Here is an 11,617-nt window from a genome sequence, read left to right on the forward strand (position 1 = left end):
CCCGCGCCTCTTACGCTCGATGTGTGACGATCGCCCCGCTACCGACCGGTGTGCGCGTCCGTACCAGGCCCGTGGCCGACCCGGGAGACCTGCTGGAGCTGCTGCCCGACGACCGTCCCATCTCGTGGGTGCGCGGCGACGACGGGCTCGTCGGCTGGGGCGAGGTGGCGCGCTGGACCGGCAGCGGCCCGGACCGCTTCGCCGACGCCGACGAGTGGTGGCGCACGTTCGTCGCGGGCGTCGCCGTGCGGGACGAGGTCGGGGCCCCCGGCACGGGCCCGGTGGCGTTCGCCAGCTTCACCTTCAGCGACGACTCGGCCGGTTCCGTGCTGGTCGTGCCGCGCGTGGTGGTGGGCCGTCGCGGCGGGCGGGCCTGGATCACCGAGTTCTCCCATGGCGACGGCCCGTCGGTGGTGCACGCGGTGAGCCCGGTGCGGCCCAGCGGCACCCTGCGCTACTCCGACGGGCTGCTGCCGGTGGCCCGCTACCGCACCGCGGTGGCCGAGGCGGTACGCCGGATGCGCGCCGGCGAGCTGGACAAGGCCGCGTTGGCCCACGACCTGCTGGCCGCGGGCGACGAGCGGCTGGACCCGCGCTACCTGCTGGGCGGGCTGGCCGAGCGCTACCCGACGTGCTGGTCGTTCGCGGTGGAGGGGCTGGTCGGCGCCACCCCGGAGCTGCTGGTGCGCCGCACCGGCGACGTCGTCGAGTCCCGCGTGCTGGCCGGCACGATGTGGGCGCGCGACGACGCCGACCACGGGGTCCCCGACCGGCTCATGGGCTCGGTCAAGGACCGTCACGAGCACGCGCTCGCCGTCGAGTCCCTCAGCTCGGCGCTGGAGCCGATGTGCGCCTCGCTCGACGTCCCCGCCGTCCCCGAGGTGCTGGCCCTGCACAACGTCTCCCACCTGGCCAGCGACGTGCGGGGCCACCTGGACCCGATCACGCCCGCCTCGCTGCTGGCCCTCGCCGAGGCGGTGCACCCGACGGCGGCCGTGGGCGGCACCCCGCGCAAGGTGGCCGTCGACCTCATCACCGAGCTGGAGGCGATGGACCGCGGTCGCTACGCGGGCCCCGTCGGCTGGGTCGACGCCGAGGGCGACGGGGAGCTGGGCATCGCGCTGCGCTGCGCCCAGCTCGACGGCCGGGTGGCCCGCCTGTTCGCGGGGTGCGGGATCGTGGCCGACTCCGATCCCGACGTCGAGGTCCGCGAGGCCGCGGCCAAGCTCATCCCGGTCCGGGACGCGCTGGAGGGCGACTGACGTCGGCGAGACCTCCATGAAACGGAAGTTGCTAGTGCGCAAGTTTCACCACGTCCGACCAGATCGCCGTCGTCCGGGGACGTAGGTACGTCGGCAAGACCGCGCCGGCGCTGCACCTCGGGTTGCTGTCGCGCTTCCGCGCGGAGATCGAGCGCGGCCTGGGCTCGTCCGTCCTTCCGGTGCTCATGGCGGGCCTGGACGACTTCATGGGCTCCCGCTGGGACGGTCCGGCGCGACGCCGGATCGATCGGTTCGGCCGACTCCGTCGGAATGTCAGGTTCGGAATGTCAGGCGGACGGCTTCCCGGTCGGCTGCGTGTCGCCGACCTGCGCCTCGGCCCCCTGAGTTCCGCTCACCTGGGCCTCGGTCGTCGGCTCGGCCCGCCCGCCCTGCGCACCGGTGCCCGACGCCCCGGACTCCGTCGTGGTCGTCGGCACGGGGTCCTCCGTCGACGGCTCGACCTCGGGCTGCGAGGTGGGCGGGGTCGTCGCCACCGGGGGTTCGGTCGTGGTCGGCGACGGCGTGGCGGTCGCCGTCGGGGCGGGGTCGCAGCCGGGGCCCGTCGCCCGGCCGTCGGGCCCACCGTCGCAGACCGCCCGGTCCGTGCCGCCGTCGAAGGTGTCCTTCCCGTCCCCGCCCAGCAGCACGTCCTTCCCGGCCCCGCCGAGCAGCACGTCGTCCCCGTCGCCCCCGGTGAGGCGGTCGGCACCGTCGCCACCGACGATGCAGTCCGCGCCCGAGGTGCCGGTGATGTCGTCGTCGCCGTCGGTCCCGAAGATCAGCAGCGGGTCGCTGGTGACGCCCCGCGCGGCGTCCGCGGCCCAGGGCCGGGTGTCGTCGGGCGTGAGCTGGACGACCTGGTCGGGGCGGAACGGTGTCGACCGGCACTGCTCGGGCACGAGCGCCGGGTCGAGCTCCTCGTCGGGTGGACCGGTCCGGAGCACGGTGGCGAGCCCCGGGGGCGCCGCGGAGGTCTCCTCCACGGCCCGGACCTGCTCCGGGGTGGGCGGCGGCGCCGGCTGGACCGGGGCGCTCAGCGTCCCGGCGGCCCGGTCGGTGAACCCGCCACTGGCCTGGATCACCAGCGCGTCGACGGCGGTGACCACCACGTCGCCCGGCAGCGTGTTCTCGGTGAGAACCAGCTCGATCGGCGTCGTGAACGGGCCGGAATCGGGCGCCACGGCAGGGCGCAGGGGCAGGGGCTCGGCGTCGAGCAACGAGCAGTAGCCGACCGGACCGTTCTCACCGACCGTCACCACCAGCGCCAGGCCGGGCCGGTTGTGCCAGCCGTCGGGTCCGTGCTCGCAGAACTCGGTGGCCGGTCCGGGTTCGAGGCCGAGGGTGACGTCGGCGGCGACCGTGCCCCGGTAGTCGACGGTCAGCATCCCGACCGCCGGGACGTCCACCTGCAGCGGCGGGTAGACCAGCTCGAGGTCACCGGAGGCACCGGGGCCCAGCGCCACCGACGCGGCGGCGACGCTGTTGCCGGTGGCGGTGTCGAAGTCCGAGTAGAGCGCGTAGGTCCCCGCGGTGACGGTGACCGCCAGCGCGACGAGGACGCCGCCCGCGGCGGTCAGCAGGGCCCGGTTGCCGTTCACGGCGTCGCTCCCGCTGCGCGGTGCCGCACGGCCAGCAGCGTCGCCCCGCAGCCCAGCAGGACACCGGCGATCACCAGCGGCACGCCGAGCGGCATCCCGTCGGCAGCCGGGCCGAGGTCGACCACCGCGCCGTCCACGACGCTCGCGGGACGGATCGTCACGGTCGACGTCGCGCCGGGCGCGGCCGCCGCGACGGGCATCGCGTCCAGGTCCATCCGCAGGTCGAACCGCGCCGAGTCGGACTGCGTGACGTCGTCGCCGGGGCGCTCGGCGTGCCGGAGGTCGACGACCACGCAGAGCACCCCGCCCGCGTCCGGGAGCCCGACGACCACCGGGTCGGTGGAGAGGCCACGCAGCGTCGACTCCGCCGAGGTGCCGGTGGTCGCGCAGCCGTCCCCGTCCACGCGGCCCGCCGTGACCGCGAGCTCGACGAGACCGGACAGCTCGCCCTGGTCGGCACCGTCGCCGCACGAGGTGTCGCCCGCGCGGGTCTCGGGGCGCCCGCACCCGTTCTCCCGGTCGGCGAGGCCCGACACGGACAGCTGCATCCGCCGGGCGTCGGCCGTCGACTCCCCGTCGAGGAACAGCACGACCTGCCGCTCGGCCGTCGGGTAGAGCTGGGAGATCCGGATGGCGCGCGACTGCGTCCCGTCGTCGTGGTGGACCACTACGCCGACCGGGGGGTGGTCGGCGTCGGCGGCGGCCGGGCCGGCGATCGCGACCAGCGCCAGCGCGGCCAGACCGAGCGCCGCGGCGAGGCGCCTCACGAGCGGTGTCCGACGCGCGGGAGCACCATGGTGGCCTCGGGGTCGTCGGGGTCCGCAGCCTGGCCGGGGCCCGCGGCCTCGTCGGGGTCACTGCGGAAGATCCGCTTCAGCACGGTGCCCAGCAGGACCAGGCCGGCCAGCACCGCCATCGTCGCGATCCCGGCCCGGCCGGTCACGAACTGCTGGGCGGTCCCCACGTACGGCACGTCGATCCACACCTTGCCGCGCACCGCCCCGACCGGGACCGGGTCGAGGTCCTCACCGGCGTTGTTGTCGCCCTTGGTGACGAAGCTCGGCGGATCGGTCCCGGGCTGGATCGTGATGATCCGGTGGGTGATGTACTCGTCGACGTCCGGCGCCACCTGGTAGGTGATCACGTCCCCGACCTGCAGCGTCGCCGGGTCGACCGGCTCGATCAGCACCACTGCGCCGGTCGCGATCGTGGGCTCCATGGAGCCGGTGTAGACGGTCAGCGGGATCGTTCCCGTGGCCCGCGGGACGATCACCAGCAACGCCACCAGGCCGAGCCCGATGACGAGCACGGCCGTGGTGAGCAGTGTGGTGGCGATGCGGAGCACCTTCACCGGTTCCCCCTGGTGTGGATGGTGGAGCGGGCGGGGCCGGCGTCATGACGCCGACCCCGCCTTCGGGAAAGGGCGAATCAGGTGACGGTCTGGGCGATGTCGAATCGGGCGCCGAAGGTGGCGGAGTCGCCCTGGCTCGCGTCCGTGGCCCCGGCCGGCAGGCTGACCGTGAACTTGACACACGCTTCGTCACCCGGCGCGAGGTCCAGGCCGGTGTCCACGCTGAAGTTCTCGTAGTTCTCCAACGCGCTCGCAGGGTTCACCACCGCGAACACACCGCTGCCGCCGCACGGACCCGCCTTGGCCGACATCACGCCGACGGCTTCCGCCGAGAGGTCACCGGGACCACCCTCCTCGCAGTCGTCGACCGCGGCCTCCGAGTTCGTGCTGCTGCACGTGTCGGGGTCGTCCACGAGACCTGTCAGCGTGACGGTGAGGCGGCCGGACACGTCGGAGTCGTCGGCATTCGTGGCGACGGCGAAGCTGTTGTCGACCCCGCCGCCAGGCACGAGCTTGCCGACCTCGACACCCGACACGCCTGCGCCCTCTGCGGTGAGTGTGAGGGTCCCCGCGCCGACCTCGCCGCCGGTGACGGTGTCGAAGTCGGACCACAGGGCGAAGGTGCCGCCGCCGATGAGGGCCAGGGCCGCGACGCCGGCGACGGCGCCCGCGACGAGCTTCTTCTTCTGCTTGTCGATGATCATGTTTCGTCCTTCGGGGAGCCGGCCGGGGCCGGGTGTGCGGGGGAAGCGCGCCGAGCGGGCTGGGGAAGCGGTTCGGCGTGACGGGAGGAACTCTGACAGTTCCCCGGAGCCCGGCCATCTCCAAGATTGGGTATTCCGGGGTCCGCCCGACGCGGACCGGTACCCAATTTCAGGTATGACCGTGGACGGTCGACATCGCACTATGGACCAGGACCGGAGCCGATGGTCGGAAGGAACGGGTATGGGTGCGACGCAACCTGACCGGCGGCACCGGCTGATCACGGCCGCGAGACTGCTGCCGGCCGTGGCAGCCGGAGGGATCGCCGCCCTGCTGGCGACCGCGCTACTCCTTGCGGGTGTAGTTCCGGCCCTCGCCGGTGGCCGTCCGGTCACCGTCGACACCGCGGGCGAACGGTCCGACCTGGCCGCCGGGGCGCTCGTCGTCGTACGACCGGGCACCCCGGTCGTCGGTGACGTGGTCGCGGTGGCGCCCGGCCGGAGCGGGGTGCGCAGCCTGGGCGTCGTCGAGGCGTTCGACGCGACCGGCGCACCTGTCGTGAGCAGCGCGAACGGGGCCGCCGACGCGATCAGGTGGCAGTCCGTCGAGGGTGTCTACCTGTACGGCGTGCCGTGGCTCGGGGCGATCTGGTCGGCGGTGAGCACCCCCTCGGGCATGTTCTTCCTGGCCGCGCTGCTCCTGCTGCTCGTGGCCGCCCACCACCTCCGGGACGGTCGCCGCCGCGACCCCCGTCGCGAGGACTGCGCAGGTGTGTCCGCTCTGTAACACCCCGCGCGACGCCACCGAAGGCGCAGATGACGGCGTACTCGTTCCCCAGGCCCACCGTCGCCCCCCCGACAACCACACCGAACCGAGATCGCTCCCCGCATCTCCTCGCTCGCCTTCCATTCGGCGCCCGCATTTTCGCGCCGGTACGAGGGAGTATTTTCGCCTTGTCCGACAACGCATCTCCCGAGTCGGTCTCCCAGCGCCGGTGGACCGAGAACTGGCTGATCCGTGATTCGGCGCTGCTCACCCCGATCGTGCTCGCCGTCGTGCTCGGTGGGATCGTGCTCGCCGCGATGCCTGCGATGCTCCAGGCGCAGGTGCAGCAGGTCCTCACGCTGCTCGCGGTCGCCGGGTCGGTCGGGGCGGCGCTCACCGTCTCCTTCGCGGGACGGCTCGACGGCGACCCCGCGGCCCTGCGGATCGGTTCCGGCCTGCTCGTCTACGGCGGGCTCGTCCTGCCGATCGCGGCGGCGGGCTTCGCCACCTCGATCGGACCGGTCGGGCAGCTGCTGGACCTGCTCGCGCTGGCCAGCGCGACGGTGCTGTTCGGCCTCGGGCTGTCCCGCCGCGGCGAGCCGACGCTGTCGTGGCCCGCGGCGGCCGTGGCCGTGGCCGGCAGCCTCGCGGTCGTCGCCAGCACGGCGCTCGCGCCCGGGCTGGTCCCCGGTGAGACGGCCCTCGCCCTCGCGATCGGCGCCGTCGCCACCGTCCTGCTGGGCGTCGGCGTCGCGTCGACCGTGTCCGGGCTGCGCCTGCGCAGCGTGCTGCTGCGCAGGGTCGGACTCGGCATGATGCTGCTGGCCGTCGCGCACGGGGCACGCGGGCTGGTGCCCATGGGGATCGTCCTCCCGTGGCCTGCGCTCACCGGGCTGCGACCGATCGCGGTGGCCGTGATACTGGCCGGGGTGCTCCCCCACCTGCGGGCCGCACTGCGCAGGCAGCGCGACCGCGACCTCGCCGCGGCGTCGGCGGTGCGGGCCGCGGAGGACGCCGGGGACGCCGCCGAACGCGATGCGCACGACCGCGATCACGAGATGCGCAACCTCGTGCTCGGGCTCAGCGGCGCGGCCGCGCTGCTCGCGGGCAAGGACGACGACCGGACCGAACTGGGCGACGCGGTGACCGCCGAACTGGAGCGGCTGACCCGCATGCTGGACAGCCGCACCGCCCCAACGGTCGAACCGGGGACCGTCGACGTGCACCGGGCACTGGCCACCGCGGTGGCCGTGCAGCGGGCGAGCGGCGCCACCATCGATCTCGACGTGCCGGCCGGGCTGCGGACGATCGGGTCGGCGGAGACACTCGTACAGGTGGTGACGAACCTGCTGATCAACTGCGCCCGGCACGCGGCGGGGTCCGCGGTGCGGGTCAGCGCGTCGGCCGTCGACGGCGGCGTGCAGGTGCTCGTCCGGGATCACGGGCCGGGCATCGCCCCGGGTGAGGAGCGGGCCGCGCTGCGCCGGGGTCGGCGCAGCCCGGTCACCGGCGGTAGCGGGCTGGGGCTCGGCATCAGCCGCGACCTGATGCGGGCCCACGGCGGCGACCTGCACGTCGGCCCCGCCGCCGACGGCCCCGGTTGCCTCGCCGTGCTGGAGATGCCGGCCGCGCCGGCACGCCCGCTGCGGGAGCTGGCGAGCTGATGACGGGGGTCGCGCCGATCCTGATCGTCGACGACCACCCGCTCGTCGCGGTGGCCCTCACGACGGCCCTGCGGGAGCAGGGGCTCGACGTCGAGCGCATCGACCCCGCCGCCGACGGGAGCCTGGACGCCGGGTTGGCGCGGGCTCGGTCGGGGCTGGTCGTCCTCGACCTGGACCTCGGCAGGGACGCGACGGGCGCCGGCATCGACGGGGCCGAGCTGGTGGCCGCGATCCGGTCGCGGGGCTGGACGGTACTGCTGCTCACCGGCAGCGTGGACCGGCAGCGTGTCGCCGGCGCCGTCGCCGCCGGCGCGCTGGGGTGGCTGCCGAAGAACCTACCCTTCGAGGAGATCGTGGACACCGTCTCCGGGGCCGCGCACGGGCGGCAGGTGTTCGACGCGCAGCGGCGCGACGCGCTCGTCGCCGAGCACCACGCCGCACGCAGCGCGCGCAGCGACCTCGACCGTCGCTGGGCGCGGCTGACCCCGCGGGAGCGTGAGGTGCTCGACTGCCTCGTCGAGGGCAAGCGGGTGGCCGACGTGGCACGGCAGTTCGTGGTGGCCGAGGGCACCGTCCGCACCCAGGTCCGGTCGATCCTCGCCAAGCTGGAGGTCCGCTCGCAGCTCGAGGCCGTGGCCCTCGCGCGCCTCGTCCGCTGACCCGCGCGTTCAGGGCTCCCGGAGCGCGTCGCGCACCGCGGCGCGCAGCGCGGCGTGGCCCTCGCGCAGCCCGGCCCGCGTGGCCCGGACCTCCACGACGGTGATCCCGCGCGGCCGCGGGAGGGTGAGGCCGTCGACGGCGGACACGCGGTGCGTCGCCCCGAGCCCGGCGCAGAGGACCGCGACGTCGACGGCGTGCGGGGTGCCGAAGACCCGCTCGAAGGCGTGCGAGTGCTCCGCCGATCCCTGTTCCAGCAGGCCGAAGATTCCTCCGCCGCCGTCGTTGAGGACGACGATCGTCAGGTCGGGGCGCGGTTCGTCCGGGCCGATGACCAGGCCGGTGGTGTCGTGCAGCAACGTCAGGTCGCCCATCAGCGCGTACGCGGGGCCCCCGTGGGCCAGTGCGGCACCGATGGCCGTCGACACCGTGCCGTCGATGCCGGCCACCCCGCGGTTGGCCAGGACGGTCAGACCGGGGCGGGGGGCGGCGGCCAGCGCGACGTCACGCACCGGGTTCGATGAGCCGAGCACCAGCGCCGCCCCGTCGGGCAGTCCGGCCACCAGCGCGCGGGACAGGCGCAGGCCGGCGGGCGCGGCGGGGTCGTCGAGGGCCTTGTCCAGGGCCGCGGACGCGGACTCGTCGGCGGCGTGCCAGCGGTCGAGCCAGCCGGCGGGCGGGGTGAGGGCGGGCAGCGAGCCGACGGCACGGACGGTGCCGGGAACGTCGGTCCAGGCGCTGCCGTACTCGTCGGCCACCGCGTACACGGCGACGTCGGGGTCGGCGAGCAGGCGCTGGACCGGCCGGTGCAGGGTCGGGCGGCCGACGACCACGACCTGCGCGGGGCGGATGGTGTCGAGCAGCCACGGTCCGGCCCGCAGCGCCCCGGGCCACACCGCCGACGACGGCTCGGCCACCACGGGAGCCGCCACCTCGAGCTCCGGCGCGCCCGAGCCGGCGATCACCAGCGTCGGGGCCGACGGGTCGAGCGGCAGCGGGGGCGCGCTCCGTACGGCCCGCGGCACCGACGTCCACGGCCGGTCGCCGTCCCGGCCGGGCGGGAACGCCGGGTCCGGGCCGGGGACGAGCGGTTCACCGAAGGGCATGTTCACGTGCACCGGGCCCGGCGGTGCACCCATGGCGGCGGCGAGCGCGCGCCCCACCAGCGACCGCCAGTGCGCGTTGCCCCCGGCGGTGACGCTCGTGGTTGCGAGCCGGACGGCGCCCCCGAAGATGCCGTCCTGCACGATCGTCTGGCTGGCCCCGGTCCCGATCAGCTGCGGCGGACGGTCGGCGGTGAGCACGACCAGCGGCACCCCGGCGTGCGACGCCTCCAGCACGGCCGGGTGCAGGTTCGCCACCGCGGTGCCGGACGTGGTGCACACCGGCACCGGCCGGCCGGACCGCAGCGCGAGGCCGAGCGCGAGGAACCCGGCCGTGCGCTCGTCGATGCGCACGTGCAGCCGCAGCCGTCCCGCCGCGTCGGCGGCGTGCAGCGCGAAGGCGAGCGGGGCGTTGCGGGAGCCGGGGCAGAACACGGCGTCGGTGACGCCGCAGCGCACCAGCTCGTCGACGGTGACGCGGGCGTGCGCCGTCGAGTCGTCCACGACCCGAGCCTAGTGCGGCCACCGGGGCGCGGCGTTCCACAGCACCCGGCCCACCGGCCGACGGCAGTGATCAGCGCATCGGAACGCGCCACCGCCTCCGCGACGCCTGCGGGTTCCCATCCATCGATCACGCCGGGCCGTGACCCCCGCGGACGACCGATCGGCCGGCACCGCACCGCTCGTCACATCGCGATCAGCTCGAACGCCGTGGCCAGCCGCGCGCCCGGCAGCCGCGCGCCGTCGGCCTCGGCCATCGGCCGGAGGAACGCCTCCGGGTCGGCCATGTCCCCGCCGAGCGCGGCGAGGTAGGCGGCGTGCGCAGCCAGCGAGGCGACGCCGCGGTCGAAGTGCGCGCCGACGTCGACGGCGTGCGAGTTGCGCGGCGACGCGGCCACCGCCACCCACCGCACCCCGCCCCACGGCTCGCCCGCGTCCGGGAAGAGCCAGCGGTTGCCCGCGTCCCGCACCGCGTCGACCGCCGCCCGCCCCACGGCCACGTGATCGGCCATGTTGTAGCCGACGTCGCCCGGCCAGTTCTCCCGGAAGTTCCCGGTGACCACCAGCTCGGGCCGGTGCCGCCGGATCGCGGCCGCGATGTCGCGCCGCAGCGGGACGCCGTAGGTGATCAGCCCGTCGGGGTGGTCGAGGAACTCGACGACCCCGACGCCCACCTCCGCGGCGGCCGCGCGCTGCTCGGCCTCGCGCAGCGGCCCGCACTCCGCGGGCGGCAGCGAGTCGATCCCCGCCTCCCCGCGGGTGACCAGCAGGTAGGCGACGTCCTTCCCCTCGGACGTCCAGCGGGCGATCGCCGCGGCACCGCCGTACTCCAGGTCGTCGGGATGGGCGACGACGGCGAGCGCGCGCTGCCAGTCGTCGGGCATGGGGGCGTAGGGCTCGGGCATGGCCCTGATCCTGTCGAGTCCGGGCGTCCGGGGGAATCTTCCGGGGATTGGAGTCGCTGTGGACCGGTTCGAGAGCAGGTGACTCAGGCCGTGGCCGACAGCCGCGCCTGGAAGCACGCGCGCTCGCCGGCCAGGCGGACATGACAGGTCGCCGAGCAGGCCTTGCCTGGGCGCGGAGGGTGCCCTGATCATCGGCGAGGATTGCGGGTCGCCATGCCGATCTTTGTTCAACACGACACAGCCCCGAGCAGGGTGCGAGACCTCACCAGAGCGGCCGATCTCAGTGCTCTGAGCTGCTCAAACACCTTGTTGTCGAACTTCAGTTCGAGTACGATGGAGAGGTGTCGGACAGCCCGCTCACCCTCGCGCACCGCCTCCTCACCGAGGCGGTCGACGCGCTGGCCGCCGCGGCCGGACCAGGCGCGGGAGACGCCGAACTGATCTCCGCGCTCACCCTCGCCGAGGGCGCCGCGCGCCGGCTCGACCGCGTCGTCGTCGGCGCGCTGGCCCACCTGGAACGCCGCGGCACGTTCGCCGAGCGCGGCTACCGCTCCACCGCCGGCGCCCTCGGTGACCTGTTGGGCTGGGAACGCACCGACGCGAAGCGCCGACTCACCGCGGCCGAGCAGATCCGGCCGCGCACCGGCCTCGACGGCACCGCTCTGCCGCCCCGCCTGCCCGCCACCGCCCAGGTGTTCGACGCGGGCGCGGCGAGCCTGCGTCACGTCGAGGTCATCGCCCGCGTCCTGGGCAGCGACGCCGCCCGGCGCCTCACCCCACAGGTGTGGGCCGGCGCCGAGACCCAGCTCGCCGCCTGGCTCCCCGACTGCACACCGGGCGAGCTGCAGGTCCGTGGCGCCCGGCTCGTCGACGCCCTCGACGCCGACGGCCCCGAACCCGACGACCGACCCCGCCCGGCGGTCAACGAGCTGCGCCTGCACCGCAACCCCGGCGGCACCGGCGGCACCCTCGCCGGCCGCTACGACGACGCCGCGATGTTCGACGCCATCGCCACCCTGATCGACGCAGGCGCCAGGCCGCGCACCGCCGACGACGACCGCACCCCCGCCACCCGCCAGGCCGAAGCCCTCGCCGACGCCTGCGGGTTC

The 11,617-nt window shown here is 75.1% G+C and carries 11 protein-coding genes; 5 read left to right on the forward strand and 6 right to left on the reverse strand.

The genetic code is table 11. The annotated features are described in order from the left end of the window. The first annotated feature begins 23 nt into the window (after positions 1-23). Positions 24-1,262 (forward strand): isochorismate synthase, encoded by a 1,239-nt coding sequence (locus tag Q1K26_RS01820; RefSeq protein WP_300007356.1) that lies wholly within the window; start codon positions 24-26, stop codon positions 1,260-1,262. A 287-nt stretch (positions 1,263-1,549) separates the two neighbouring features. On the opposite strand, the gene Q1K26_RS01825 is transcribed toward Q1K26_RS01820, so the two are convergent. The 4 genes from Q1K26_RS01825 to Q1K26_RS01840 all read right to left on the reverse strand — a co-directional run bounded on the left by Q1K26_RS01825 (position 1,550) and on the right by Q1K26_RS01840 (position 4,915). Further along, positions 1,550-2,860 carry a calcium-binding protein gene (locus Q1K26_RS01825; protein WP_300007357.1) on the reverse strand — a complete coding sequence of 437 codons (1,311 nt, stop codon included), beginning with the start codon at positions 2,858-2,860 and terminating at the stop codon, positions 1,550-1,552. Continuing rightward, a complete protein-coding gene (locus Q1K26_RS01830; protein WP_300007358.1) occupies positions 2,857-3,627 on the reverse strand; it encodes a hypothetical protein in 771 nt (256 codons plus the stop codon). The genes Q1K26_RS01825 and Q1K26_RS01830 overlap by 4 nt, the downstream gene beginning before the upstream one ends. Then, complete coding sequence (locus tag Q1K26_RS01835) at positions 3,624-4,211, reverse strand: signal peptidase I (RefSeq protein WP_300007359.1); 588 nt, start codon at positions 4,209-4,211, stop codon at positions 3,624-3,626. The genes Q1K26_RS01830 and Q1K26_RS01835 overlap by 4 nt, the downstream gene beginning before the upstream one ends. A 77-nt stretch (positions 4,212-4,288) precedes the next feature. Further along, positions 4,289-4,915, reverse strand: a complete 627-nt coding sequence (locus Q1K26_RS01840; protein WP_300007360.1) for a TasA family protein — start codon at positions 4,913-4,915, stop codon at positions 4,289-4,291. Between the two features lie 241 nt (positions 4,916-5,156). On the opposite strand from Q1K26_RS01840, the gene Q1K26_RS01845 reads away from it, so the two are divergent. The 3 genes from Q1K26_RS01845 (at position 5,157) to Q1K26_RS01855 (ending at position 8,001) form a co-directional block, all read left to right on the forward strand. Continuing rightward, positions 5,157-5,699, forward strand: a complete 543-nt coding sequence (locus Q1K26_RS01845) for a hypothetical protein (protein ID WP_300007361.1) — start codon at positions 5,157-5,159, stop codon at positions 5,697-5,699. 167 nt (positions 5,700-5,866) lie between these two features. Continuing rightward, positions 5,867-7,342: a HAMP domain-containing sensor histidine kinase gene (locus Q1K26_RS01850; protein ID WP_300007362.1), complete on the forward strand. Its 1,476-nt coding sequence runs from the start codon at positions 5,867-5,869 to the stop codon at positions 7,340-7,342. Next, positions 7,342-8,001 carry a response regulator transcription factor gene (locus tag Q1K26_RS01855; protein ID WP_300007363.1) on the forward strand — a complete coding sequence of 220 codons (660 nt, stop codon included), beginning with the start codon at positions 7,342-7,344 and terminating at the stop codon, positions 7,999-8,001. The genes Q1K26_RS01850 and Q1K26_RS01855 overlap by 1 nt, the downstream gene beginning before the upstream one ends. A 9-nt stretch (positions 8,002-8,010) precedes the next feature. Here the strand turns inward: Q1K26_RS01855 and menD are convergent, their stop codons facing one another. After that, the gene (menD, locus tag Q1K26_RS01860; RefSeq protein WP_300007364.1) at positions 8,011-9,606 is read right to left on the reverse strand and encodes a 2-succinyl-5-enolpyruvyl-6-hydroxy-3-cyclohexene-1-carboxylic-acid synthase; all 1,596 of its coding nucleotides are present in this window, start codon (positions 9,604-9,606) and stop codon (positions 8,011-8,013) included. 182 nt (positions 9,607-9,788) lie between these two features. After that, positions 9,789-10,508: a PIG-L family deacetylase gene (locus Q1K26_RS01865; RefSeq protein WP_300007365.1), complete on the reverse strand. Its 720-nt coding sequence runs from the start codon at positions 10,506-10,508 to the stop codon at positions 9,789-9,791. 341 nt (positions 10,509-10,849) lie between these two features. Here Q1K26_RS01865 and Q1K26_RS01870 point away from each other — a divergent pair. Further along, positions 10,850-11,617 (forward strand): DUF222 domain-containing protein (locus tag Q1K26_RS01870; RefSeq protein ID WP_300007366.1); only part of this gene is annotated, 768 nt, incomplete at its 3' end.

Origin of the sequence: Pseudonocardia sp. (assembly GCF_029263155.1) — a bacterium.
Taxonomy (GTDB): Bacteria; Actinomycetota; Actinomycetes; order Mycobacteriales; family Pseudonocardiaceae; genus Pseudonocardia.